The sequence below is a fragment of the Dictyobacter halimunensis genome (genome assembly GCF_036245075.1).
Genome location: NZ_BSRI01000001.1, coordinates 1,384,593 through 1,408,945, shown reverse-complemented (window position 1 = coordinate 1,408,945; position 24,353 = coordinate 1,384,593). Strand labels below are relative to the sequence as shown.

Sequence of the window (24,353 nt, the reverse complement as noted above, 5' to 3'; positions counted from 1 at the left end):
GTGATGTTTTTCCTGCTCCTGGTAAACCGCTAAAAATGACATGTCCTTGCTTGGGACCTAGTGGGTCACTTGCCAGATCCAGTGGCATTGCTGGCCGGTTTGTAATAGCGCACCGAACGAATGCGCCGCGGCACCACGTATTGAGATGTTGCTCCTGACCCGCCTTGCCGATGACGACGCGCATAGGCACGGTCGCGACGAGCATGCCGTTTGCCTCCCCAGATGAACGGGGTCGGATGACGATTCCATCCCTCGATGGTGTCGGTGAGCCAATCTTTGAGAATTTCGACATCATAAACATGATGCCCCTCCAGTGCCCTCCGGATAATGATCCGTTGCACAGACTCAGCCATGTTGAGCCAGGATCCAGCACACGGGGTATACAACAGTCCAATGCCGCGTTCATGGCACCAGCTCACCAAATCGCGACTGTAATGACCTGCCAGGTTATCTAAAATCAGCAACATGCGCAAGGGAGGCAAGAACCGATCCAGTTGTTCGGCGGCAGGAAAGGGATCCCAGTTTTGCCAGAGTCGCTCCTCTGGAACCGCCTCTAGAACTGGCGGACACTCTTTGAGAAGAGCCTCCAATTCTTCCTTGAGCCAGGGATGCAAGATGGCATTGGTACTTTGATCAACTGGTTTGGCTCGCAGTTCCCCCGTGGCTGGCCGAAACAAGGTCAAGAATTTGCAGGTCTTCCCGCGGATATATTGATGGTCCTGTCGCCCTGGTTCTCCCTCTGGCTGCCAGACGAAGCCGGGGTGAGGAATGGTCTGATACGGACCTGCCTCGTCTTCACACCACAAGGGGAGACCCACATGCTCGGCCTGCACGTAGGCACGCTCAATCACCGTTTTTTTTCCTGGGTGTAGGGGTCTTCGCTCTGATACACCGTCCCGTCTTTTCCTTTCTTGAGGGTTCTTCCCGTATGGCACCAGGTGCGATCTTTCTGCCAACTGTAGCCTGCCTCATGCAAGGTATGCAGGATCGTAAAGGTACTCACCTTCGGAAGCCCATCGCTAGCTTGGCGCAGGGCGCGTTGCAAGAGTGTGAGGGACCAGGTGGCTGTTGCATCTTCCTTGCGATCAGGCGTGCGGCGTGCCTCCTGCTCAATCCGTGCTCGTTCCACTGGCCCATAGGTTCGCGGGGCTCCCGATCGGGGCAAATCATCGAGCGCCGCCAACCCCATGAGATTGAATCGCCTGGTTAGCCGTGTGACTGGGTCGTGGCTTTTCCATCCAACGAGGCGCGCCGCCTCGCTCAAGCTCTTCCCCTCCGCAACGGCTACGAGCGCGACGGCTCGCTGGTGACGGTTACGCGATTCACTAGAGGCTCTGCTCACACGCTGAAGTTCTTTGGCTTCTTCTTCCGAAAACAGCCGCAGGGGTTGTGATGCTCGACGGGACATGGCTGGTCTCCTTCCAGACTTTTTGTTGAGCATCGCACATTCCTACAGCAGTTGGCAAATGACCCACTAGTGAATTCTCAAGAGAGGTGATCCGGGATGTGGTATACTCAATCCCATGAGACCACGCATTTTTGTTCGAGACCTTTCCGAAGACGAACGAACGGCATTAACTGCTGGATTACGTTCAGCCGACGCGTTTGTGCTTCGTCGCAGCCAGATCTTGCTCGCTTCGGCTCGTGGGGAAACGCCTCCCGGCATCGCGAAGGCGCTCTCCTGCGACGAACAAACCGTTCGCCATGCCATCCACGCATTCAACCAGGAGGGACGAGAAGCGCTCCAAGCTGGATCGAGCCGTCCCCACCATCTGCCAACCGTTCTGCGCGAAGACGTGACCACCGAGATGTTCAAAGCGGTGTTGCATCGCCCGCCGCGCGATTTCGGCTTCGAGACCAGCTTGTGGACACTCGATTTGCTCGTCAAGCAGTGTGTTCGCCTTGGCTGGATGACCCGTTCCGTCTCCATCGAGACGATGCGCCAAACGCTCTTGCGTCTGGGCATCAACTGGAAGCGAGCGAAACACTGGATCACCAGCCCCGATCCGTTGTACCAGGAAAAAAAACCGCTCGCGACCGACTCTTGATCTGGGCCTCCCAGGCGCAGCAAGCGGCCATCTGGGCCATTGGCTTTCTCGATGAGGTGTGGTGGAGTCGCTTCGCGTTGCCCCCAGCTCATGCCTGGCAAACGACCGATGCTCCCATTCATTTGAGAGAGCAGAACTGGCAGAAGGCCGATCCCGATACGAAAGCGCTGGCATGTTATGGAGTTCTGTGGCAACGAGGGCCAGCAGAGGCTCCCATTCGGGATCAGATGTCCTTGCGCTTTGTCGATGGGCGTCCGGTGAGTGACATCACCACGCAGTTTCTGGACTGGTGCTGCACCTGCTTGGAGCGTCAGGGCAAAACAGCGTGGCTGCTCATCTGGGACAATGCCTCCTGGCATTACAGCAAGATGGTACGTACCTGGATTCGTGGGCACAATCAGCAGGTGAAGGCCTCGGGCAAAGGTGTGCGCATTCTCCCCTTGTTTCTGCCTAAACAGAGCCCCTGGCTCAACCCCATCGAGCCCAAGTGGATCCATGGCAAGCGTGCTGTCGTTGAACCCAATGGATTGCTCTCGGCAAGGCAACTGGCTGAGCGCATTTGTTCCTATTATCACTGTTCGTATGAGCCTCATTTATCCATCCCGGAAAAGATCTCTTGAGAATGCACTAGAACGCGAGCGCGGTCCTCGCCAAAGACACCAAAGTTACCAGCTGCATCCTCATAGAAGCCGAGCAATAGATATTGAGGGTCAAGCCACAGATCTTTAGTATGTACTGCTGCGAAATCATCTGCTTTTACTGCATAAACTGGGCCACTGTGTACTGGGCGTTGGGCTTTCTGCGTTGAAGCCAACACTTTGGCCTGATAATGCACTACAGGGCGCCGTGAGCTCGGTGCCGGAGTGATACTATCGAGTGGGGGAAGGGCATCCTGTTCATAGACATGAAAGGCATAGTCATCCAAGCCCAGCGTGTTACCGGTGGTATCGACAATGATGCCGTAAGTATCAACCCACTGTGGCTGAGTTGCAGTGTGACGTACGATGCTGCCGATGCCTAGCGAAACTTCTTCGGCTGGTGCCCAAAATTGGAAGAGATCGCTACGAGATGTTGCATTGCGTGCGTTAGAAACATAACCGATTGGCCTTTCTGGTAGCGACGCTGGTTGCTGTTGTGCTTCTTTCTGGCGTTCAACGGCCTCCAAAAGCGCATCGATTTCTTCGTTGTCCACATCGATCTCAGTCGTATCGGGTGCCTCTGGATAATTTTTAATGACAAGCTCTTCTAGATCAGAAAACTCTCTAGTGGCTTCCTGGTTAGGTGATAGGCATGCACTCTGGAATTCGTTGCGCTTGTGTTGATTTGCGTCTTGCATAATTGATTCCTATCCTCTCGATGTCAGCGTAATTGTGCTAGTAAAAGTTCGCCCGGAAGTTGCTGCGCTTTAAGGAATTGCTCGCAGTCATAGATCCCATATGGCATTACATCGTATCGTGGATCTGGCATAGAAGAGATGCCATGAAATTCGTCGAGGACAGCCCAACTTATTTCATCGATCCAATCGCTCCAATCATCGATAGTGGCGATATCTAGCCGGACAATACCGCTCATGTGATTGGCATCGTGGGAGTTCGCTTGGCGCACACGTAAGTACCAAGAAATCATTGGTCGATCGGTTTCTTGTAGAGAATAGCCCTTCTGAGCCTGAAGGGCTGGGCGTGGCAGAAAAGCGACGCTTCGTTGTCCAATCTCCATTTGATGGAGTATCCGTTCGCCATCGATCCCAAAGTACGATACCGGATGTGTTTTGACACAAGAGACGATGTTGCGTAGCGGTTCTGCCAGACGCAAATACTCGCGTCTAAACTGAGAAAATGAGCCATCTTTGAGTAGCCAACTTTTTCCTGTTGGATCTTGCTCACGCAGTAATCGAGCTCCCGCCATCGCCGTGATCTGTTCAGATAAATCAAGGAGATGCCTAGCCCTACGCCGTGCTCTGTATTGCCAGGAAACATTGCCCATCTGCTTCATCTCAGCAGGTGTTGGAATGTATTTTGCACTGTCTCCAGACCAATTATCTAGCCCTGTCCAGCAGAGGTCTGCGTGGCGGCTCTTGTAGAGCTTCAAACGTTCATAGACAGTGAGAGTGGCTTGATCGAATAGTGAGAATGGTGCTAGGAGTATGGCCTGCTGGCGCCGCATTCCATACCTGTTTGCATGATAACCGGTCATACAGTCGCGTGTGCGTATGACAGAGGCATTTCTCGCGTATATAATAGGGAGGTGATCCTCATGGCCAACGAAATAGGTCGAGCGTATACCATCGCAGAAACCCTCAATATTCACCTTATGCAATCGTTTGGCTAATTTGCGCAACGCAAATGGAGTATTCTCGTTTGGTTCAAGGACCTGTCCAGGTACAGGACCGCTCTCGAAGTCAGTTGGTGCTTCTGAATGCTCAAAAGAGAGAGGATCTGGATTAAGTATCAACCTTCCATCACCACTTTCCCGCCGTGCCGCAGCCAGAACACGTAAATTCAGGAGGATATCATCATCAATCACTAAATTTTACATCTCCTTTGTACACAATTTGTGTTCAAAACAAAGATAACACAAATTGTGTACAAAGACAAGAGCTTTTCAAGATATTTCATACAAAAGTAATTTGGAATTGCGAAACAGACAATTATAGAAATTTAGTTCTAATCTATTGGGGAATATTATTTGAGTACTATGGCAATAAATGCATGTAGACCCCCTACTCTATACAAGTCTTTCGTGGAGAGAACGTCTGCCTCTGTGCCAGTCGTTACGAACCTCGTTGAAGGAGAAGTTTTTGAGCCGGGAGGTGAGCAGGAAGCCAATCACGGCCACGGCGCGCAGGGCGGTCATGATCCAGAGGGGAATGACGCCGGAGATGCCTTTATCTGAGACAGGGAGACCGAGGGCGTCGAAGTGGGTGATGAGACCGGCGACCGTGGCGAGCAGGGCCGTGAGCGTGAAGAAGTTCATCGCGCGTATTTTGTCTCGTTCCCGTAGGGCCTGGAAGGCGTTGATAAAGACGATGCCCAAACTGGAGTCGATGGCGATAGCCTGCGCCCACGCCCAGGCATCTGAGAGAGCAGCGTGCCCTTGCATGACGCTGCTATCAGTGAGAAAGTTGGCGGTGCTGACTACGATGCCAGCGGCAAGCAGGAGCTCGCTGGTTTTGGTGACGAAGTTGAAGATGAACTTGATGTTTCATCATACCAGTGTAAGGTTGCGAATGCGTGCAGTCGCGAAGTATTTTGTGCGCTCATTCTGTGTACCGTTCTATGCTATCTTTTGGCGTTTTAGGAGCCCAATTAGGACCCTAAAACGCCGTTTTTGAAATTGGCTGGCAAGTTGGCTGTCATGCGGTACACAGCACTTTTGAGATTACCCTTTGAGTCCGCTCCCCAGGCTCCTTTATTGGGTACCCATTTTGGTTCCCTGTTTGATACCAGTCTTACCAATCTCACTTCAACGAAGGGAACACAGAGGATGTCTTTTCTGGGAATTCAAGCTCAAAAGTGCATGTGTACCGGCGCGCCATGATACGTCTTCAACCGTCTTGTTCGAGGAAATTGGTTGTCAAGTTGGGGGTTCTCTGCACTTTGCGTGATGAGGATTGTCAAACAGTGCAGTAGAGCGTAGAATTGATCTGAGTGCTCAAGTACATACCAGCTTAGACACTTTTCAAAGAGAAAAAAGGAGTTTTCGTTGAAAAAACAGCTTCCGGGATTTCAAGAATGTCTACGTCTCATGCGCATGCGCGATCCTCAGATGCAGGAGGATGGCTTTCATCTTCTACGTGCTCAGGCTCATAAGTATACTCAGCAATTGGTAAATGAGGTTACTCGGGAAACTAATCCTGGCCTGCGTTGCTGGTTCTTAGAACTGCTTGCTGAAGCCAGGGATCCTGGCGCTCTCCCTCTTTTCCTCGAATATCTCTACAGTGATGAAACGTTGTTGAAGACCTGGGCCATTAGTGGATTGAAACAGATCAATACCAAAGCGTCTCGTCGAGCCCTGTGGGAGGCAGGATTCTAGCAAAACTGGCCGTTCAAAAAGCTGATTGCCTCAAGAGGCATGGAGCACGCGTTTACGTAGCAAATCAAGGCCAGTTCGTCCGTACCCTTGAAGTGCTCGGTGCCACACGATACCTACGACCAGATCCGGACCAAAGGCATGAGGAAGAGCTCTCTAACCCTCATATTGAAATAGGTGATCGTGAAGAAAGGTGAACGTGCTCATGAATACTATCGCCCTGCAAGATTTTACACCATCAAAGGTTTCCCTGGCGTATGATGCCAATCACATTGCCGAGCGCACACTCTTTAGCCAGCTTCCCCAGGCGGAGCTTCACGATGAGCCAGGTCTCCTCTGGTATGCCACGGGAAGCGATGCCGATAGTTTCAATGGTGTGTTGCAGACGCAGCTGGAGCCTGACCGCCTTTCTCCTGCTATCGGCCGTGTCTGTGCGTATTTTCAACAGCGCCGTCTGCCATTTCTCTGGTTCGTGGGACCCTCCTCTCGTCCAGACAACGTGGGACAGGTTTTAGAGGATCACGGATTTATTCGTGCTGAAACGGAACCTGTCATGGCTGTGGACCTGTTCCGCATGAACACGAACCTCTCGGTATCATCTCGATTAATCATCCATCGTGTTCGCACCCACGAGCAGTTGTTGCAATGGTTGCGGGTGTGCTTCTCGGATTGCTCAGAAGAGCTCATACAGCAGTGTTTTACGCTCTACGCTGGCCTGCACCTTGACCAGCACAGCCCACTGCGTCTGTATCTAGGAACTATCGATGGTGAACCGGTGGCGACGTCCCTGTTGTTTTGCGGTATGGAAGCAGCATCCTTGAGAAATATTTTTACGCTGCCTCACTATCGAGGCCAGGGCGTCGGCGCGGCGATGACGCTTGCCGCACTGCATGAGGCACGATCGTGTGGGTATCGCATCGGTCTGTTGGCAGCCACCTCCATGGGAAGTGCGCTCTATTACCGCATTGGGTTTCAGGCGTACGGAACATTTAGTGTCTACTATGTAGCGATTTGAAGATGAGAACGTATTGATGCATATGAGATGAGGCATCTTGTTTTCTTCTCTCTCAGTGGAAAGGCCGACGCGAGGAGCGTTTATATGTGGTTGATCGTTATGAAGGGATTGCCGGGAAGTGGAAAAAGTACGTTGAGCCGTGTTGTGAGCAAGCATTTTGGTTGGCCTCTGATCGACAAGGATGATGCGAGAGATTGCCTGGCCGATGAGATTCCAGAAGCTGGCGGCGTAGCGTATGATATCATGTTTCGCATTGCTTGCCGCCAGCTGTTGCAGAGGCTCAGTGTGATTTGTGATAGCCCCCTCACAGCACCCATGAGCTATGATCATGCTCAAGCTGTTGCTCGGAAAACACAGGCAACATTGATTGTCATTGAGTGCATCTGCTCGGATGAGACACTGTGGAAGCGTCGCATTACCAGTCGTGAAGCGTTTGGGCTTCCGGCTCATCACCAAACGGATTGGGATCGCTTTCAAGTATATAGACGCTTGCATGGTTTTCAGGCAAACTATCCCATTTCCTATCTTCATCTTGTCGTGGATACTATCAAGCCAATTCATGAGTGTTTGAATGAAATCGTGGTGTGGCTAGCATAGAACTACCTGTGGAGAAAGAATCTTCTTATGAATACCCGGCAGCTTGCACTTCTGCAAGAGACCTTTGAAATATGTAAAATGAAGGCTATTCCGATCTGGATACGTGGTGGCTGGGCAGTCGATTTTGCTCTGGGTCAGATCACTCGTGAGCATGAAGACATCGATCTTTTTGCCTGGGCTAAAGACGCTGAGCGTTTGACTGAAGCATTTGAACAGGCGGGCTTCTGTCCCCAGGAAGGACCTCCGCCGGACGCACAACGGGATTTTACGAAAGGTGAGGAAAGCATTTAGGTGGCATTGGTCGATCTCAACAGTCAATGGGAAGTCATTGTGGCAGGAGGGCCAGCGAAAGGTTCTGTCTGGCCACAGGGGATGCTAGGGTCGCATCGTGGGCACATTGGCGAGTTTGTCTGTCCCATCGTGAATCCATTGGTTCAAATTGAAATAAAAGAACACTATCCCATATGGCGGCCAGACCTTCCACGTTTCGAGAAGCACATCAGCGATATTGCGCGCCTACGCGAACGCTTCACTGTTTTTTGAATGTAACCACATTTCTTCTCATAATGGTAAGGGCGCAGAATGATTTTGTTGACCTGGCGAGGCGAAAAAAACCTATGAAATACCATAATGGAGATATGGCATCGCCCTGTTTTGTGATCGCGATTAGTGGCGCCTCGGGCGCGGGAAAAACAACGCTGGTGAAAGCATTAGCCCATGCATTACATGATGCGGCTACGCTGTTTTTTGATGACTATAAACCGCAGGTTGTCCCATCCACACGTTACCCCGAGAACCTTATCCAGTGGGCCAGAGACGGGGGAGACCCTGATTTGTGGGAAACGCCACAACTCGTTCTGGATCTAGAAGCCTTGCGCCGGCGGGAGGCGATCACGATTCATTGGAGCGGAGAGCGGTTGGAACCTGCGACATTTATCGTCATTGAAGAGCCCTTTGGTCGCGAAAGAGTGTTCAACAGTATTGAAAAAGCTATGATAATATGTTAATGTGTATGCATGGAGCATACATATTCACCGAAACAATTTGGGAAACTGATTGGAAAATCAGTCAACACCTTGCAAAAATGGGATCGCAAGGGGATCCTGCCCGCGTTTCGGAGTCCAACGAATCGCCGCTACTACACGCATGAGCAATATTTGCAGTATCGAGGGTTGATTTCGACGGCTCAAGGGCTGGTGATTGCGTATGCTCGGGTATCTTCTCCTGGTCAGAAAAAGGATCTCGCCATGCAGAAAGAAGCGCTTCGAGCGTACTGCCAGGAGCATGGAATCAAGGTCGATCAGTGGGTGGAAGATATCGGCTCTGCGCTTAATTACAAGCGGAGAGGATTTAATCAGATCATTGAACACATCGAACTGGGTGAAGTCTCGCGCGTGGTCATTGGGTCTCAGGATCGTTTTGTCCGCTTTGGCTACGACTGGTTTGAGCAGTTTTGCGAGCGACATGGAACCCAGATCACCGTCATCAATGGGGAAACGTTCTCACCAGAAGAAGAACTGGTCCGAGATTTGATCGCGGTAATGGTTGAAAATATTGAGGGCAAAAAGACTTGGACTATATCGAGAGAAGAGAAGGGATCGTCGGTGCAAGCCCTCGCTGCTAAAGCGATTGCAGATGCGTTTAGCCGTGCCTATGGACGAGAGATAAAGCCATCGGATATTAGTGATCTCCTTACTCAAAGTTGATGGGTTTCGAATTTAGGAAATTTTTCAACTGGATAATAGAATATCAAGAGGAAAGGAGCTATGAGGAAGTTACTCACAGCACGGCAAGCAAGGGATGCTTTCATAGTAGCAGGTCAGGATGTTAGCAGACTTTACAAATGTGTGGATGCTGGACAGATAGAGCGCATCCTGCCAGAAGGCAAGCAACGGGACGCCATGTACCCTGAAGATCAGGTGATAGCTGCCATAAACAACCGCAGGCGGAACTATGTAACAGGCTTCTCGTTCCATCCTTTCACGCCTGTAAAAGCCTACGTTCTTGGTTTTGCGTGGGCCGACGGGGCTATTGATGCACCTCTCAACGTGCTTGCTTTTGTCTCGAAAGATGATTTATCTTCGTTGCGGGATGTGTTTTACCCCGAAGGTGATCGGCCTGTGTATCAGAGAAAGGACGGGGCATATCAATTAAATGTCGGTTCGCAGAGGATTGTACAAGAACTGGTTGAGATGGGATTTACGCCTCAGAAAAGTAAAGCAGGGGTTCCCGCCATCCCACAAGGTTTTGAACAATACTTTCTGTTAGGGTTGCTTGACGGTGATGGAACGGTGTACACCTCAACTGACAAAGTGCTAAGAGTCTTTTACTGTGGCAACCGTGAAACGATGGAGCTTGTTCAGGCTACAGTAGAAACCCTTGTAGAGGTTCGCTTCTCCATGAGAAAAGCTCAAGGTTCTGATAACCAGACTGTGATGGGGCGTACAGTGACCAATAACCACGTGTGTCATGTGCTGCAACTTCCTACTATTCGGGACTCACAGACTTACCTCACATGGCTCTACAGCAACATTGATGGCATTCCAGTCCTTCAGCGTAAGTACCAGAAGTTTCTCGATTTTCAGCAAGTCTACAAAACGGTCATCGGGTGTTTTCTCTGTGATGCGTTGGTAGCCCGTCCAGGCACAACCAGACGGTACTGCGATGGATGCAATCTTTTGCTCCGAAGGTTGTCTAATCGCCGAAGTGATCATGAGAACAGAAAGGGCGTTCGTCCGCGATTTATTGACTTGCTTACCGATGCTGAGAAAGCTAGAATTGACCTTGATGCTCTGGCAACATTAGGATAGGCGCGGCTTCACAGCTTGCGTTCCCATACAAACCTCATCAGAGCTGCGGCTTTAGGAAAGGACATCACGGATGATCAAGGCGCACAAGATCAGACTCCACCCGACGCCTGAGCAGGCCGTGTATTTTGCCAAAGCCGCAGGAACCACACGATTTGTCTGGAATTGGGCTCTGGCTGAGTGGAACCGGCAATACCAAGCGGGGGAAAAGCCGACCGCACTCAAGCTCAAAAAACAGTTCAATGCTCTTCGGCGAGAACAGTTTCCTTGGACGTGGGACGTCACGAAAAACGCCTGCGATCAGCCCTTTCTCGATCTGGGCAAAGCCTTCACGGCCTCCTTTGAGAAAAAGGCTCGCCGCCCGAAATTCAAGAGCAAAAAGAACAGCAAACCAAGCTTTTATCTGGCCAATGATCAGTTTGAGCTGAAGGACCATCAGGTGTGGATACCCAAACTTGGCTGGGTCAATCTGGCGGAGAATCTGCGCTTCAAAGGCAAGATCACCGGAGCGCGTGTGACAAAAAAGGCTGATTGGTGGTTCATTTCCATCACGGTGGAAGTCCCTGATGAAGTTCCTCAGAAGCGACCCGCAGCCGTTGGGGTGGATGTCGGCTTAAACCGATTAGCGACCTTGAGTACAGGCGAGGAATTCGAGAACCAAGCATTCCTCAAAACTAAACTCAAGAAGCTCCGTCAAGCCAATAAACGGCTCCACCGCCGCAAACCGGGGTCAAAGAATCGCGAGAAAGCACGACAGCAGGTGGCTCGTTTGCATTATCGCATCACCTGCCTGCGCGATGACGTGTTCCAAAAGCTGACGACACGGCTGGCAGACTGCTATGGCATCATTGGCATTGAAGATCTGCATATCAAAGGGCTCCTCAAAAATCGCAACCTGGCTCGCTCGTTTTCTGATGCAGCCCTGGGCAAACTGTTGGACCTGTTCACCAGCAAAGTTGGTCAACGAGGGGGGCAGGTCGTGAAGGTAGGGCGGTTTTTCCCCTCGACCAAGCTCTGCCATGGATGTCAATGGAAATGGGATGAGATCACGCTGGCGGATCGCGTGTTCGTGTGCCAAAACCCCGACTGTTCCTACTATCAGTTTGGGCAAGATCGCGATCACAATGGCTTCGGCATGGAGGCTGTTGAGGATGAAGCAGCAACAACGAAATTCTGTGTGGAGGTGTGCTTGCACATGTTTGCATACGAAAATCGGAGCAGAGAGTATGAAACATCTCATCGATTTTGTGATCGCATTAGACATCCCACTCGATATCGCGTTAGCGCGTCGTCTCTTAGGTCTGACCGACCCTCCTTATGTCATGCAACAGCCAGATGATCGATATACCCTCCTGACTGAGTGGTTGCGAGCCTATCTCTCTGGTGGGTATAGGGAACTCTACCTTGCGATCAACGAGCGCATATTCAAGCACAACGACCTCATCCTCGATGGTACGAGACCAATTCATGAACTGGTTGAAATAGCGGTCCAGCATATACAGCAGAAGAGGCGAAGCTCCTGATATCTTGGTATCCTTTCACCGATTTGGCTGACCGTTCGCCTCTTATTCACTGGTTTTACTGAAAACTACGTGCCTCCTGAAGGGATTGCAAAAATTGCTGGTTGATATGGACTAAATTAGTCTTTATATCAGGGAAAGCATTCATAAGGAATCTTGCCATTGCACATATGCCTTCTTATAGTTACTTATATATCCGCAAATAGTTACTTATATATCCGCAAAAGAGCACACATCCTTTGTAGGACGCCTTGCTGTCAAGTGACTACTGGTTGGAGCTTCGAAGCAAGAGAATATCTTCGCAGTGGAGAGCGACATGCACGGCCTGGTTGTAGAGGATCTGTTGCACGTTGAGCGGATGGGGTTCCTGATCGGGCCACGCAAACAATAGAAAGCGGGAAAGGGCGTCAGGAAGATGCTGGACAAGTTGTAAGATATGTTCGTGATGGGCCTGAAACAGTAAAAGAGCGGGTTCGATGGTTCGCCCTGCATAGTCGAGCATCTCAGCGCAGGCATTGTCTGGCGTGTACCAATCGTGGCGATACTGACTTCCTGAACGAGCCAGAGCGGCCTTGATCGCATGTATCCAGAGATCATCACCATCCACAATGTGATGCACCAGTTGGCGGATACTCCACTCTCCATCGGTGCGTTTCTTGTCCAGTTCCTGCTCAGTGATATCAGCCAACGCTTGCTGCAGGCGCGTTGGTCCCTGAGCATATAAGGCGGCGATCTCTTCTGGTGTCCACTGGCGTGGTGTGGTAAAACGCAGCGTATTCCCATCTGGATCCTGAATGAGCAGGGCGCGATCGCCCAATGGCGCTGTAGCCTCCTCTACCTCCTTGAGCCCACGCATTGACCATCTGGCCATCTGGGTGTCGAGGTCTTGGCAGAAGAATCCCAACGTGCTCCTTGGTTTCATGATTGTGTGAGGACTATTCAGGTAGGTTGTTACATCGCCAGCCTCTGGGCCAATGAGGAGCAGAGGATCGTCGTCAAAATCAGTAACCTCCGCAAGGTGATCAGGAAGTGGTGTTGTTGTCGTACCAAAGCCGAGAAGTTCCGTATAAAAGGCGTAACTAATGGGAAGATTCCGCACGGGAAGAGCCCACCATGGGCGTGGTCGCACCGTGTTGGTGTGTTGCATAACCATGTGCTCCTGTTTGTTGCTTTTTGGGCACGATGGACAGTGATGTGTTAGCAGCATCCGTTGCTTGTACGCCATATGGAATAGATGAAGAATAAAGGGGTGGGAGCGGGAATAGCAGAGGTACGAGCGCGGCAGGCGCATGAAGCACACTTCCTTCTTTATAGAGCGATTTGATCCCAATAAATATGCTCTATAGTAATACGACCCTTTTGTGACACTCCGCAGGGGCTACAAGCCCCGCAGCTTCTGACACTCCTACGTACGCGGCTTCAAGAGAATAGGTAGCATAGCTACGTCTCAAAAGAGAAACCGTAGTTGGTGAGGAATATCCGATGGGTGTTCATCCATCCTGAACACTGCATCTTGAGCGATGCCATGCTCGTTGGTGTCTCCATGCCCTGCGATAAGGATAGATGGTCCTTCTTCACATCCGGCGTCCTGGGAGACAGCAACACCTGTGTTTTTCAACACCCTCCGAAGAGCTTGAGGCTTTTCCTGTGGGTCATACCGTTTTCGTAAGCGTTGACCGATGACCAAACTGGCATTTCTATCTGCATTCCCCTTCATCCCACAGCACGGGCAGAAAGCCAAGGGCGCACCAGGCGTGTATCCTTCGGCTGGGTGGCCTGTATGGTAACGAGCAATCAGGTGATGGCACCAGGCACATTCCCGACTCGTATTCTTTGGGCTGACTCGACTGGTCAGCATCCCCATGGTGTATGCCTTATATTTGGTGTAGGTGAAGATACGCCCTTTCATCCAGTAGGCCCGTTTGGTGTTGCCCCTACGGCTATACGTGCCCTTGGCAGGCTTAAGATTGTGTTAGCGCCGGGTGTATACTGAGCCGGTGAAAATTGACCGACCCCCAAGAAGGGCGGTATTCTGAGGAAAATCCAAAACACCCTCAGGAGATCCACCCATGCTTAGGAGTCAGACAGTGTTAACCATACATGATCTTTTTCATCAAGGCAAATCTGTGCAGGAAATTGCGCAGGAGTTGAAGATTTCACGCACCACCGTGCGCAAATATCTCAAGCATCCAGAAGCGGTATTGTCCTCATCGCGTCCACCGCGGCCTTCCAAGCTTGCTCCTTTTCACGAGCAGATCACGCGATGGGTCACTCAAGACCACTGCACCAATTGTGAGGTCATTTTTGTGCGATTACAGAAGATGGGTTACACCGGTGGCATCAGTATTCTCAAGGAGTTTGTCCATCCTCTTCGGCCAGCGGTGGCTGGGCATGCCCCCGTACAGCGTTACGAGACGAAGCCAGGTGACCAGGTGCAATTTGATTGGGGCGAGTTTGTGTACGAGGAGGCCGGCGTGCTGCGCAAGTACTACGGTTTTGTCGCGATTCTGGGCTACTCGCGCATGCGGTTCGTGACGTTCGTCAAACGGTGCGATACGCCCACACTCATTCGTTGCTTGATGGACGCCTTTGAATACTTTGGCGGGCTCACCCGCGTCGCTCTGACCGATCGCATGAAAAGTGTCCTGCTCGAGATGGTGGAGAACCAACCGAAATGGAATCCACGTTTTGCTGATTTCATGGTCTCGATCGGCGTGAGTCCACGAGTGTGCAAACCCTACACGCCCCAGACGAAAGGCAAGGTGGAACGCTCGGTGAGCCATGTGAAAACGAGCTTGTGGGCGGGGATCACCTTCACTGACCTCGATGATCTCAACCGTCAGGCACGTGCCTGGTGTGAACGCATCAATACACGGGTGCATCGGACGACGCATGTGCGCCCGGTCGAGCGTCTGGCCGAAGAACCGTTGTTGCCGTTGCCTGCCGATTTTGCCTGGGAGCGCTTCGCGACCGAGGAACGCAAAGTGAGTTGGGATGGCTATGTGTCCTACGATGGCGTCCTCTACGGCCTCCCAGGCCCGCTGCATCTGGCGGGCAACGTGGTCCTGGTCCGGGAGCGCAAAGGGGTGCTCACCATCTGGTCAGAGGGGAAACGGATCTTTGAGATTGAGAAGCGACCGCGATCTCAGGAGAGCGTGCCGCATCCAGATCAGTGGACGACTGTCCCCTCCGTTTCAGCGCAACGGCGCACGCCGGCGCCAGTCGGCCATCTGCAGCCAGCACCTGATGTGGCGAACCGTTCGCTGCAGGAATATGATCAGTATGCTCGCATTGAACCCGTGCAGGAGGTCTTGGCATGAAGCAGAGTATCTACCACCAGTTGCATCTGACCTCTCTGGAGGTAGCCTTGCCTCAGTTGTTGCAGGAGGCGAGCACGCAGCAGTGGACCTACGAAACGTTGCTGCAACGAGCGCTGACCACCGAATTGGAGGGACGGGAACAGAAAGCGATCGCGCGGCGCCTCAAGGCAGCTCGTCTTCCCAGCGCCAAGACGCTCGAGGGGTTTGATTTCTCATTTCAGCCCTCGCTCTCCGAACGCCGGCTACGGGAACTGGCTGATCTGTCGTTCGTGCGCACGTGCACCAATATCGTGTTGCTGGGTCCTCCGGGGACGGGTAAAACCCATTTGAGCGTGGCCCTGGCCAACCGGGCGCTGACAGCTGGCCATTCCGTCCTGTTCACCACACTCTCCGAGTTGGCGCATGCGCTCTCCACGGCGTCGCATCCTGGCCTGGTGCGCAGCCGGTTGCGCCACTACATCACGCCCAGTGTGTTGGTGATTGATGAGGTGGGCTACACCACCTTGTCGCAAGAGCAAGCACGCTACTTCTTTGAATTGGTGACGGCGCGCTATGAACACGGCTCGATCATTTTGACCTCCAACACCAGTTTCGCAAGTTGGGGAACGTTACTGGGTGACGATGTATTGGCTACGGCGCTGCTCGATCGGCTCCTGCATCACGCTGAGGTGATTGCCATCAATGGACGCAGTTACCGCATGAAAGAACGGCAGATGGATCGCGCAGGCGTTCCGGCGCCTGCGGAGGCGACGCTCAGTGCCACAGGCGCACGAGCTGCCGGCGTTGGAGCATCGGCATGAGGTTCGTCGGCGCTCTGATCATCCAGTCTGGCGCTGCGTGTGGCCGGCGTTTGGTCGCCGGCGTTTAGGAAATGTGTTTTCTCGGGGCGGCCAGTTCCAAATCGGCTCGCGACTACGGCTCATGAAACTTTTTGGTGAATGCCTGGCAATGTGATGGAAATCTGCTACACTTCTTTCATAAAGTGTGAGGAGACGTCGCAAAGGAATGCCAACAACTCCATTGCTCCCATTACCTGATGGATTGGAAATCATTTCCATCCGCGAGGAAGAAAACGACCTGGCGATACACATCATCTCAAAGCGCATCTGGTGCCTCTGCCCAGGCTGTGCTCAGTCTTCCCGGGCGATCCATAGCTATTACCGGAGACATCCGATGGAATTGCCTTGCACTGGGCGTGTGGTGAAGATCATTTTATCCGTGAAAAAATTCTTTTGCCGCAATCCTTCCTGTCAACGCAAAGTATTTACCGAACGCATTCCTGAATTGATTGAGCCCTCGTCTCGGTTGACGACTCGGTTACGTACACTTGTCCAGGCGATAGGGATCGCCTTCAACGCGAATGGTGGTGCTCGTTTAGGGGCACAAATGGGAGTTCAGGTATCCAGAATGACTGTCCTCTTTTCTCTACACCTCCTCCCCTTCCCATCTGTCGGCAAGATCACACGGGTCGGAATTGATGATTTCGCCTGGAAGCGTGGTGTCCGGTATGGTACCGTCCTGATCGATTTAGATTCACACGAGATCATCGATATTCTTCCTGACCGGGAAGCAGAAAGTGTGAAAACATGGTTGGCGTCGCATCCCGAAATCGAAGTGGTCAGCCGGGATCGCGGTGGAGCATATGCCGATGGAGCCGCTCAGGGAGCTCCTCAAGCGATCCAGTGTGCGGATCGATGGCATGTATGCAAAAATCTTGGAGATGCCGTTGAAAGCTACCTCAAACGGCAATCATTGTCCATTCCAGCACCTTCTGCGCCAGTGCTGACCTCAGCGAGCAAGGAAAAACCGACCTATGAACAACGGAGGCAAGAACGTCGTTCTCAAGCGACATTCGAGAGAAAACAAGAGATTGTCGAAAAGGTACGAGAAATGCACAAACAGGGAAGAAGTGGGCATGAGATTGCCGTTGATCTCGGGCTGGCTCGTGGAACGGTTCGGAAGTATCTTCAAATAGAGGGCCCTGTCCGTATTGCTCCACGCACACGAAAACCCAGCTTGCTTGATCCTTATTATGAGTATCTCTGTCAACGCTGGAATGAAGAGACCCCCACAGCACAGCAGCTTTTCGAAGAATTACAGGAAAAAGGATATCAAGGGGGGATCTCTATCGTCAAAGATGTGGTGACGCGCTTGCGTCGGGGGCTTTCCGGCATGAAATACCCTCCTCAATCCATTCAAACAAAAAAAATGCCTTCAATGCTTTCGGCAAGAGAGTTACGCTGGCTCCTTGCTAAAAAAGAGGACGATCTCACCGCTGAAGAAAAACAAGGCCTGACGAAGCTTTTCGAGAGTTCTCAAGAAGTTGGTCAACTCTATCGTTTCCTTCAATCATTTCTTCGTATGGTACGTGGGCTGAAGCCTGATCTGTTGAACGGATGGATGAAAGAAGTCCGTGAAAGTAAGATTCAAGAACTCGTCAGTTTTGTCAATGGGATTGACCGAGATTATGATGCAGTACGAGCAGGATTGACCTATGAATGGAGTCAAGGTCCAGTAGAAGGCGCTGTGAACAAAATCAAAACGCACAAAAGGCTCATGTATGGACGAGCGAGCTTCTCTCTGCTCCGAAAAAAAATGCTTCACCAAAAAGTTTCATGAGCCGCGACTACATCGGCATTGACAATTGCCCAGGTGTTCAAACACCAGGATGGTGGCTTGATGCTGTTGGGCAAACTGGACAATGCGCGCACTGATACGATGGGCGCATTGCTCATCCACCTGGCGTATCTTTTTCCAGAGGTCTGCATTGTCTTGTTGGCCTTCTGCTATGATGCCTGTCCGAGATCGGTTGCGTGCGATACGGCCCAACTGCCTCTTCCTAAAGCCGGATATCTCTTTGCCACCCTTGATGAACTTCGTGGCAAGGATCGTACCTTCGACCGTTTGGACGGTACACACCGCGAGATTTTCATTGATGTTGAGGTCAATCGCACATAGTTTTGTCTGTGCATTTGTGTTGACTTGCGTTGCGATCTTTTCAGGATTTTGGAATTGTTTCTCAAGAGGCGTATGTAACCACCACTGATGGCCTTTCCGAACCAGTGAAGGGCTTCCTGGTTCCACATCAGGGGGCAGTTCACGCCCGATAAGGCGAACGCGTATCCAGCTCCAACAGACCCCGGTCCAGACCTTGATCATGATGCTCGTGTTGCTCCGTTCCTTCCACATGCCTTGATACAATGTGACTGATTTGTTCCATGTGCGCGGGGGCACGGGTGGACGCTCATGAAACGTCTTGCCTTTGGCTAGAAATTTCTCTTTTCGTTGTTTCCATTTCTGAAGGTGCGTGTGAAAGGAGTGCGCAGAACCTAATGCGGCATGAATGGCTGCTCGGCGAAAATAGGCAGGAATATCTTGGGCAATGTCTGAAAGAGGCATGGCAGGGTTGGGGTTGCGTTGTGTGGTATGGGTAAGCGTTTCAAGAATGGTCAAGGCTTCTTTTTTTGGATGATCGAGCACCATGATATGCTTTTGAATCACATCAAAATAAAAGGCAGCAACCTGATTGAAAAGAGCCTGGTTGGAGGCAAACCAGTCACCATGATGGGGTTGATAGCTCATAACGTGCCTGATGGTGGTCGTCGCCTGCGCTATTTCTCGCTCCTTTTATATCACTCGCGCTAGGCGTATTATACTATCTGCACGAGTAATTTGTCAAGAAAGAAATATTCGTGGTACACTGTGGGTATGGAACAACAGAGACCGTATCTCACGACAACACAAGCGGCTGAACGCTCGGGCTTGTCACCCAGTTATATGACGCTTCTGCTCAGACAAGGCAAGCTCGAAGGGTTTCAAGTGGTCAGAGATTGGCTGATCTATACCGATTCTCTTGAGGCTTTTCTTGCCAAACCACGCAAGCCAGGCCCAAAGGGGCCACGAACGAAAGCCTGAGCACGCCTCACCGCACGCCTTCAAAAGGCGGCTGGCGGCGGGCTAAAGCCCCATGTGTCAAATTGAGCCTTTTTCCTCTTATACAATTATTCATCAGGAAGTGGTAGGAGATCTTTCTTAAAGAATAGGACGGTGAGCCCTTTGACGATCTCTATTGTCTCAAGTTGGACGAAGCCATTTTTGCGGTAAAGCTGTTGGGCTGCTACCTGAAGCGTTGTGGTATCTAACTGAAGTACCTGATAGCTCAGCGCTATGGCGCGAGCTTCCAATTGTGTCAGCATCATCTGCCCCAGTCCGCGTTTTTGAAAGTCAGGGTGCACCCTCATGCGTTTGATTTCACTACGTGTCGAGGTTATCTTTTTGATGGCCCCCATGGCAACAATACGGTTCTCGATCTCGCCAACGAGGAATTCTCCCTGATTATTGAGGTATACCTCTTCTATCTGAAATAGATCCGCATCCCACTGCCCATCTTCCAAATCGGCTCCAGTACCATGGAGGGCCGCTTTATGAAGAGCCCAGACGGCACTCTTGTCAGCCTGCTGATATTGTCGAATCCTCATAAATGCTCTTTCTTTCACTCTAAAAAATATGGTTGCTTTCTTACACCTCTAGCTTATATGGATCTGTTTGCTCTGGCAAGACTCTGCCCAAAATACGACCTGCTTTTTTCTCCAGATTGTGTCTGTATGCTCTATCATTTCCGTGGGATGCTATTCGGGCGCGTAGCTACCCCTATCTACCCCTGTCCTGCCTCTGTGTTACCCCCGCTTTTCTTATACTTGTTCGTGTTGATTGTCCTTTTGAGGAATGCATTGGCAGGTATCAGGAGGAAGAGGAGGAATAAAAAAACAGAGATGGCACTGCGTCAGCTTATTATTGTACGTCCCGCGCTACAGGGAACGTATGCATCAAAAAGCATTCAGGTGTCGGTAGATGATCAAGCAGCCATTGGTCCGTGGGTCTCGACCTTGGCTGCTCGGTTGGGGTATCCGCTGGTTGATTCCCATGGTTCCCCGAATATCCGTGTCTTAAGTGGCTCACTTTCTTGAAAGAATAAGTTATAATATGCAATAGGAGTAAGTATAAGCGATTCATGATTTTCATGTTTCGGGTGCTGGAGACTCCATGTATTGAAGAATGTGCATGTATTTCGTGTAATTATGAGCTATGTCCAGGTTGCCTAATCACAGGGAGGAAATGATGGTAACACTAGACCAGGATCAATTCACAATTACTGTTACAAGCACCTTTATTACACAGTATGCTCCCGAAGAACTGCCTCTTTTACCAGGGATTGTTGAAGTATTCCAGCACAATCCGGAGAAGTTTCTCAAAAAGCAGAATGAAGGTGGTGAAGATCTCCTGGGGTTTGGTCCGGCCGAAGTCGCCACGCTTTTGACACCTGTTGTGCTCTTGGTTACTGATGCTGTTATCACAGCGATCGCGGAGAAGAGCGCGGCATCGTTAGTGGATAGGATCGTTGAGAGGGTCAAGAAGCTGTTTGGAACACATCGCAAGAAAATAATTCAGGTGCCGGACCTCTCGAAAGAGCAGCTGACATGGATACATGAACAAGCATACTCCAAAGCCCGAACATATAACCTGTCTGACAATCGTGCGATGCAATTGGCAGACTCTATCATTGCAGGCCTGGTTACGTCTCAACCTCCAAAAAAGCCTTGAGTGCTTTTAGTCGAGGTGCATAGATTTCATCAATTGTCGATTCCAGCAAAAAGTCTGTTTGATGTTGCTGTGTATGGCAGGGAGGACCAGCGATGCAAACGAATCCACTGAACTCACCCTCTACGGTGCGATTAAACCCTTTCGCGATCCCATCTTCTACTACCTTGCGTTTTATTCTCCTTATTGCCGCGATTCTCGCTGCCAGTATATACATATATCAATATATATATCTTGAGCTTCCAGGCAAATCACAGCTTACTGCCATAGCCATTCGTGATTACTCTATCGTTAAGAGTGCGCATCCAACGCAGTCAAATGTAGATTTACAAGCAAACATTGCCGCAGAACATCGCTATCTTACTCCTGTTGATCGCAATGAAGCGCTATGGATTTTTGGTTGTCTTTTACTTGAAGTAGGCCTGGCTCTTATCATGTTCTTGATTTTACCGATCATCCGTATAAAGCGCCATCGACTTAAACCGCTAGTGACCTCTAATAAGCCAGAGTTGATCGAATATCTGACAAATCTCTGTAATGGGCTGGAGATAGTGCGGCCTCCAACATTTTTATGGGAACCTTCTAGGATGAGGAAGACGGGATCTGCTTTTGGCTGCTTTGGTAAGTATTATATTGTGCTATCTGCGGGTCTTATCCACCAGTTCGATGTAAATAGAGATATGTTTCATGCGACCTGCCTTCATGAAATCGCTCATATCTATAATAAGGACATAAATAAGACATATTTTACCGTCTCGATCTGGTGGGCGTTTGTTATTGGTGCTCTTGCGCCACTTGCACCCATGCTTCTTTTCAACGTATACCTTGATGCTATGTTGTTTTTTACCGCGCTCGTTTCTGCACATATAGATGTATATTTCCGTGCGCCTGTCTACCACTCGGGACTCAACGAAGGTTTGCGTATCATCTCGTTCACTTTGCTAGTTTATCTTAGTCGTAACGCTGTTTTGCGCGCGCGCGAGATGTATGCCGATGTACGCGGATCTGTGTGGGATGGTCGCACTGAAAGGTTTGTTTCCATCTTGCGATCTCTGCCTCAACAACTCGGGAGCAGGTGGTTCACGCTTTTGCGCGTTCATCCAGCGCCTCAGGAACGCATTGACATTCTGGGGGACTCGACGAAATTGTTGCGCGCAAATTTCTGGGATGTATTTGGTGCCGGGATAGCAGCTATGATTGCCTTTCCGAGTTTCGCAGAGTTTTTCTATCTGCTCCACATACCGGGAAGCTTTGGAGGAACAGGGGCAGCAGCTGTTATAGGAGCGGGATTAGTCATTGGGCTTCTACTGGCCGGTATTATTCAGGTCGCGATCTTTAACACGAAACTAATCGAAGTTGTTTATGGAACGAAAATGCAACTTGTAGGTCGTGTATCGTTGGCTTTAGTACTTGGTATGTTGCTGGGGCAGGCTATTTCTTTAGAAGAGTTTGTCCTTACTTTGTTCTTCAGGTATAATCAAAACGTTCCTTCTCACCTCAGTTTTGACACTGCCTGGAGTATCTCACTCTTCATCACCGTACTTTTTTTCATGCTCTGGATGGAGACGGCCGCTTCCGCCTGGCTGGAATTTGCTGCCACTCGGCGTTCGCCGCTCCCTTTGTACTGGATGAGTGTTGCTATTACTGGTAGTGTGTTTGCAATATGGATTGGTTTGCTTTACGGCATTCGTTTTGTGATGCAAGCGACATTCCCGGTTGGAGTAGATATACTCCAATTATTCAATGACGTGACTCAGATCCCTGTTTTTCTCTTTATTTTCGTCGCTCTCTGGGCTTATCCTTGTATCCCTCTGCTTTGGCCCAGGTCGACAAGAGTTGCTGGAAAAAGTTGGGTTTTTCAGAATCCACAGCAGCGATTGGTGTTCCCCTTTTCTTCGCCTTTAAATTTGCGGAGAATGCTTATGTTGAGTGGTGCTGGTGGTTCCCTCTTTTTTCTATTGGATGTGTGCCTGCGTCTTATTGTTCACTTTACGGTCCCCGAAGTAATTCAACAGGGTGGTACATTTTCTATCGTTTTCGGTTACGTTCAGGTTTTTCTCGGTATTACCATCCAAGTTTTCGTCGCTGCTATTGCTGCAGGAATGTCACATCGCTCAGGCATCTTTCAAGGATTGGGTGCAGCATTCTTTGCTGCAATCTTTATGGTTATTGCTTATATTGTGATTGGGGAAATTTTTTTGAGGCCAAAGCTAGATCTCGCGGCTCTTTTAACCTCGATCTCCGTGATGATCGGCTTTTTTGTCACTGGTGGGGCACTCGTCGCTCTCCCAGTTGTATGTATTGTTGCTCTTGTGGTGGGAAAGATTAGAGAATCGAAGCGATCGGTATATCAGGCTATACGTATAGAGGCGCTGCCCGCGCTCTCTCCACATCAAATGCGGGGAGCTGCTTCAAAGAATCTGCGTCGGGAAGCATTATCTCTATGGTCAGACAAAATGCGCACCCCTATACTTATGATATGTGTAGCTATGGTTATACTCATCGGGTGCTGTTCCGCCTTCTTTTCGTTTATGGCTAATCCTCTATTAGCTGCACCACAGATTCAACAAGGAGTTTCCACGTCCGCGCCTCTCCCTGTAACTCCTTACGCTCCATACCGGGGAAAATTAGTGCTCAGCGATTCTCTTAGTAGTACAAGCGAGCTGTCAAAGAAATGGTGGGATACTACCCCTTATTGTCAGTTTGCTAATGGCGTGTATCACGTCACCCAGAATCAACTGGCTCTTGGCAGTACCTGTATCAACCATCAGTTGGTAGTGCGAGATTTCATTTATGAGGTTAAGATGACCATTACAACAAGTAACGATAGTGGCTTAGGTGGTATTATTTTTCGTGCCAACACGCTAGATAATACTTATTATAGCTTTTTGCTTGCTCGTGATGGCTCATATGCTCTTTCGCGTAGTGATGGAGACGGCGTGAGCGGGCCGGTGCAACTCTTAGAAAGGTGCTGCTTATCTGCGATAGAGAAGGGACAAGGACAAATCAATACCATAGCAGTCGTTGTCATCGGAAACGCCATCACCCTCTACGTTAATCATCACGAACTTAATCATGTGCAAGATAACAAATATTCGGCCGGTTTTGTTGGATGTGTGGCGACAGCTATCAATAAACCCACAGATGTAACATATCGTGATGTGAGGATTTGGGCACTGGGTAATCCTCCCCTTTATCAGTTAGCCAATCAGTGAGTAAATATTATCCCGTTCAAATTCCTAAAACATCAAGATTTGCTGTAAAGGCTCCAGGTTATGTAGATTCCATCGTTTTTATCTAATTCGCTTTCCATGTGATTTATTTTCCTTTCTTGACATCCCAAAAGCACTCCTTCGCAGGTCTCCATGATACAACGCCTGTGATGTTTTCCGAAGAGTGCCAGGTGGCTTGCTTGCAAG

Annotated in this window: 25 protein-coding genes and 3 pseudogenes; 19 read left to right on the top strand and 9 right to left on the bottom strand. The window is 50.4% G+C overall.

The genetic code is table 11. The features are described 5' to 3' along the window. Positions 1-65: 65 nt before the first annotated feature. Both AABA21_RS05680 and AABA21_RS05675 read right to left on the bottom strand, forming a co-directional pair. Positions 66-851 (bottom strand): transposase, encoded by a 786-nt coding sequence (locus tag AABA21_RS05680; protein WP_338247814.1) that lies wholly within the window; start codon positions 849-851, stop codon positions 66-68. Continuing rightward, positions 848-1,408, bottom strand: a complete 561-nt coding sequence (locus AABA21_RS05675; protein ID WP_338247815.1) for a helix-turn-helix domain-containing protein — start codon at positions 1,406-1,408, stop codon at positions 848-850. Before AABA21_RS05675 ends, AABA21_RS05680 begins: the two co-directional genes overlap by 4 nt. A 115-nt stretch (positions 1,409-1,523) precedes the next feature. On the opposite strand from AABA21_RS05675, the gene AABA21_RS05670 reads away from it, so the two are divergent. Together AABA21_RS05670 and AABA21_RS05665 are read left to right on the top strand one after the other, a co-directional pair. Then, positions 1,524-2,048 carry a helix-turn-helix domain-containing protein gene (locus AABA21_RS05670; RefSeq protein ID WP_338248020.1) on the top strand — a complete coding sequence of 175 codons (525 nt, stop codon included), beginning with the start codon at positions 1,524-1,526 and terminating at the stop codon, positions 2,046-2,048. Then, a complete protein-coding gene (locus AABA21_RS05665) occupies positions 2,045-2,668 on the top strand; it encodes a transposase (protein WP_338248019.1) in 624 nt (207 codons plus the stop codon). Before AABA21_RS05670 ends, AABA21_RS05665 begins: the two co-directional genes overlap by 4 nt. On the opposite strand, the gene AABA21_RS05660 is transcribed toward AABA21_RS05665, so the two are convergent. From AABA21_RS05660 to AABA21_RS05650, 3 genes are all read right to left on the bottom strand, one after another. Next, entirely contained in the window at positions 2,638-3,384 is a 747-nt protein-coding gene (locus AABA21_RS05660; RefSeq protein ID WP_338248018.1) for a hypothetical protein, read from the bottom strand. The genes AABA21_RS05665 and AABA21_RS05660 overlap by 31 nt on opposite strands. Before the next feature lie 23 nt (positions 3,385-3,407). Continuing rightward, positions 3,408-4,571, bottom strand: coding sequence for a hypothetical protein (locus tag AABA21_RS05655; protein ID WP_338248017.1), 1,164 nt, complete (start codon positions 4,569-4,571; stop codon positions 3,408-3,410). A gap of 201 nt (positions 4,572-4,772) precedes the next feature. After that, positions 4,773-5,147: a hypothetical protein gene (locus AABA21_RS05650; RefSeq protein WP_338248016.1), complete on the bottom strand. Its 375-nt coding sequence runs from the start codon at positions 5,145-5,147 to the stop codon at positions 4,773-4,775. Positions 5,148-5,750: 603 nt separating this feature from the next. On the opposite strand from AABA21_RS05650, the gene AABA21_RS05645 reads away from it, so the two are divergent. The 10 genes and pseudogenes from AABA21_RS05645 to AABA21_RS05605 all read left to right on the top strand — a co-directional run bounded on the left by AABA21_RS05645 (position 5,751) and on the right by AABA21_RS05605 (position 11,835). Then, positions 5,751-6,080 carry a HEAT repeat domain-containing protein gene (locus AABA21_RS05645; protein WP_338248015.1) on the top strand — a complete coding sequence of 110 codons (330 nt, stop codon included), beginning with the start codon at positions 5,751-5,753 and terminating at the stop codon, positions 6,078-6,080. Positions 6,081-6,282: 202 nt separating this feature from the next. Beyond that, positions 6,283-7,092: a GNAT family N-acetyltransferase gene (locus tag AABA21_RS05640; RefSeq protein ID WP_338248014.1), complete on the top strand. Its 810-nt coding sequence runs from the start codon at positions 6,283-6,285 to the stop codon at positions 7,090-7,092. A gap of 84 nt (positions 7,093-7,176) precedes the next feature. Continuing rightward, complete coding sequence (locus tag AABA21_RS05635) at positions 7,177-7,689, top strand: P-loop nucleotide/nucleoside kinase family protein (protein ID WP_338248013.1); 513 nt, start codon at positions 7,177-7,179, stop codon at positions 7,687-7,689. 27 nt (positions 7,690-7,716) lie between these two features. Continuing rightward, positions 7,717-7,980: a nucleotidyltransferase domain-containing protein gene (locus AABA21_RS05630; protein WP_338248012.1), complete on the top strand. Its 264-nt coding sequence runs from the start codon at positions 7,717-7,719 to the stop codon at positions 7,978-7,980. After that, on the top strand, positions 7,981-8,232 hold the full coding sequence (locus AABA21_RS05625) for a hypothetical protein (protein WP_338248011.1): 252 nt from the start codon (positions 7,981-7,983) through the stop codon (positions 8,230-8,232). Positions 8,233-8,306: 74 nt separating this feature from the next. Then, positions 8,307-8,696, top strand: coding sequence for a nucleoside/nucleotide kinase family protein (locus AABA21_RS05620; protein WP_338248010.1), 390 nt, complete (start codon positions 8,307-8,309; stop codon positions 8,694-8,696). Between the two features lie 9 nt (positions 8,697-8,705). Then, positions 8,706-9,233 (top strand): annotated as a pseudogene (locus AABA21_RS05615) (IS607 family transposase); the annotation flags it as partial. Positions 9,234-9,455: 222 nt separating this feature from the next. Continuing rightward, positions 9,456-10,499, top strand: a complete 1,044-nt coding sequence (locus tag AABA21_RS05610) for a hypothetical protein (protein WP_338248008.1) — start codon at positions 9,456-9,458, stop codon at positions 10,497-10,499. Next, positions 10,500-10,610: pseudogene (locus tag AABA21_RS39275) on the top strand (IS607 family transposase); the annotation flags it as partial. Next, a complete protein-coding gene (locus tag AABA21_RS05605; protein ID WP_338248007.1) occupies positions 10,570-11,835 on the top strand; it encodes an RNA-guided endonuclease InsQ/TnpB family protein in 1,266 nt (421 codons plus the stop codon). The pseudogene AABA21_RS39275 and the gene AABA21_RS05605, both read left to right, overlap by 41 nt. Positions 11,836-12,281: 446 nt before the next feature. On the opposite strand, the gene AABA21_RS05600 is transcribed toward AABA21_RS05605, so the two are convergent. Then, positions 12,282-13,163 carry a DinB family protein gene (locus AABA21_RS05600; protein ID WP_338248006.1) on the bottom strand — a complete coding sequence of 294 codons (882 nt, stop codon included), beginning with the start codon at positions 13,161-13,163 and terminating at the stop codon, positions 12,282-12,284. Positions 13,164-13,463: 300 nt separating this feature from the next. After that, positions 13,464-13,925 carry a zinc ribbon domain-containing protein gene (locus tag AABA21_RS05595; protein WP_338248005.1) on the bottom strand — a complete coding sequence of 154 codons (462 nt, stop codon included), beginning with the start codon at positions 13,923-13,925 and terminating at the stop codon, positions 13,464-13,466. A gap of 160 nt (positions 13,926-14,085) precedes the next feature. On the opposite strand from AABA21_RS05595, the gene istA reads away from it, so the two are divergent. From istA to AABA21_RS05580, 3 genes are all read left to right on the top strand, one after another. After that, positions 14,086-15,336, top strand: a complete 1,251-nt coding sequence (gene istA / locus AABA21_RS05590; RefSeq protein WP_338246819.1) for an IS21 family transposase — start codon at positions 14,086-14,088, stop codon at positions 15,334-15,336. After that, the gene (istB, locus tag AABA21_RS05585; protein WP_338246817.1) at positions 15,333-16,136 is read left to right on the top strand and encodes an IS21-like element helper ATPase IstB; all 804 of its coding nucleotides are present in this window, start codon (positions 15,333-15,335) and stop codon (positions 16,134-16,136) included. Before istA ends, istB begins: the two co-directional genes overlap by 4 nt. Positions 16,137-16,341: 205 nt before the next feature. Further along, complete coding sequence (locus AABA21_RS05580; protein WP_338246816.1) at positions 16,342-17,955, top strand: ISL3 family transposase; 1,614 nt, start codon at positions 16,342-16,344, stop codon at positions 17,953-17,955. Between the two features lie 18 nt (positions 17,956-17,973). On the opposite strand, the pseudogene AABA21_RS05575 reads toward AABA21_RS05580, so the two are convergent. Further along, positions 17,974-18,951 (bottom strand): annotated as a pseudogene (locus AABA21_RS05575) (nuclease/transposase family protein); the annotation flags it as partial. A gap of 93 nt (positions 18,952-19,044) precedes the next feature. Here AABA21_RS05575 and AABA21_RS39270 point away from each other — a divergent pair. Next, on the top strand, positions 19,045-19,251 hold the full coding sequence (locus AABA21_RS39270; RefSeq protein WP_420917097.1) for a helix-turn-helix domain-containing protein: 207 nt from the start codon (positions 19,045-19,047) through the stop codon (positions 19,249-19,251). 86 nt (positions 19,252-19,337) lie between these two features. Here the strand turns inward: AABA21_RS39270 and AABA21_RS05570 are convergent, their stop codons facing one another. Further along, positions 19,338-19,814, bottom strand: a complete 477-nt coding sequence (locus AABA21_RS05570) for a GNAT family N-acetyltransferase (protein ID WP_338248004.1) — start codon at positions 19,812-19,814, stop codon at positions 19,338-19,340. Between the two features lie 294 nt (positions 19,815-20,108). Between AABA21_RS05570 and AABA21_RS05565 the strand changes: the two genes are divergently transcribed. The 3 genes from AABA21_RS05565 (at position 20,109) to AABA21_RS05555 (ending at position 24,149) form a co-directional block, all read left to right on the top strand. After that, positions 20,109-20,303, top strand: a complete 195-nt coding sequence (locus AABA21_RS05565; RefSeq protein WP_338248003.1) for a hypothetical protein — start codon at positions 20,109-20,111, stop codon at positions 20,301-20,303. A 148-nt stretch (positions 20,304-20,451) separates the two neighbouring features. Continuing rightward, positions 20,452-20,937 carry a hypothetical protein gene (locus AABA21_RS05560; RefSeq protein WP_338248002.1) on the top strand — a complete coding sequence of 162 codons (486 nt, stop codon included), beginning with the start codon at positions 20,452-20,454 and terminating at the stop codon, positions 20,935-20,937. Between the two features lie 92 nt (positions 20,938-21,029). Further along, a complete protein-coding gene (locus tag AABA21_RS05555) occupies positions 21,030-24,149 on the top strand; it encodes a M48 family metalloprotease (RefSeq protein WP_338248001.1) in 3,120 nt (1,039 codons plus the stop codon). The last annotated feature ends 204 nt before the right edge of the window (positions 24,150-24,353 follow it).

Bases quoted from the DNA above. Each gene is read 5' to 3' on its own strand.
- AABA21_RS05675 (WP_338247815.1), bottom strand. From the start codon at position 1,408: ATGTCCCGTCGAGCATCACAACCCCTGCGGCTGTTTTCGGAAGAAGAA.
- AABA21_RS05670 (WP_338248020.1), top strand. From the start codon at position 1,524: ATGAGACCACGCATTTTTGTTCGAGACCTTTCCGAAGACGAACGAACG.
- AABA21_RS05660 (WP_338248018.1), bottom strand. From the start codon at position 3,384: ATGCAAGACGCAAATCAACACAAGCGCAACGAATTCCAGAGTGCATGC.
- AABA21_RS05650 (WP_338248016.1), bottom strand. From the start codon at position 5,147: ATGCAAGGGCACGCTGCTCTCTCAGATGCCTGGGCGTGGGCGCAGGCT.
- AABA21_RS05640 (WP_338248014.1), top strand. From the start codon at position 6,283: ATGAATACTATCGCCCTGCAAGATTTTACACCATCAAAGGTTTCCCTG.
- AABA21_RS05635 (WP_338248013.1), top strand. From the start codon at position 7,177: ATGTGGTTGATCGTTATGAAGGGATTGCCGGGAAGTGGAAAAAGTACG.
- AABA21_RS05630 (WP_338248012.1), top strand. From the start codon at position 7,717: ATGAATACCCGGCAGCTTGCACTTCTGCAAGAGACCTTTGAAATATGT.
- AABA21_RS05620 (WP_338248010.1), top strand. From the start codon at position 8,307: ATGAAATACCATAATGGAGATATGGCATCGCCCTGTTTTGTGATCGCG.
- AABA21_RS05610 (WP_338248008.1), top strand. From the start codon at position 9,456: ATGAGGAAGTTACTCACAGCACGGCAAGCAAGGGATGCTTTCATAGTA.
- AABA21_RS05605 (WP_338248007.1), top strand. From the start codon at position 10,570: ATGATCAAGGCGCACAAGATCAGACTCCACCCGACGCCTGAGCAGGCC.
- AABA21_RS05600 (WP_338248006.1), bottom strand. From the start codon at position 13,163: ATGCAACACACCAACACGGTGCGACCACGCCCATGGTGGGCTCTTCCC.
- AABA21_RS05595 (WP_338248005.1), bottom strand. From the start codon at position 13,925: ATGAAAGGGCGTATCTTCACCTACACCAAATATAAGGCATACACCATG.
- istA (WP_338246819.1), top strand. From the start codon at position 14,086: ATGCTTAGGAGTCAGACAGTGTTAACCATACATGATCTTTTTCATCAA.
- istB (WP_338246817.1), top strand. From the start codon at position 15,333: ATGAAGCAGAGTATCTACCACCAGTTGCATCTGACCTCTCTGGAGGTA.
- AABA21_RS05580 (WP_338246816.1), top strand. From the start codon at position 16,342: ATGCCAACAACTCCATTGCTCCCATTACCTGATGGATTGGAAATCATT.
- AABA21_RS39270 (WP_420917097.1), top strand. From the start codon at position 19,045: ATGGAACAACAGAGACCGTATCTCACGACAACACAAGCGGCTGAACGC.
- AABA21_RS05570 (WP_338248004.1), bottom strand. From the start codon at position 19,814: ATGAGGATTCGACAATATCAGCAGGCTGACAAGAGTGCCGTCTGGGCT.
- AABA21_RS05565 (WP_338248003.1), top strand. From the start codon at position 20,109: ATGGCACTGCGTCAGCTTATTATTGTACGTCCCGCGCTACAGGGAACG.
- AABA21_RS05560 (WP_338248002.1), top strand. From the start codon at position 20,452: ATGATGGTAACACTAGACCAGGATCAATTCACAATTACTGTTACAAGC.
- AABA21_RS05555 (WP_338248001.1), top strand. From the start codon at position 21,030: ATGCAAACGAATCCACTGAACTCACCCTCTACGGTGCGATTAAACCCT.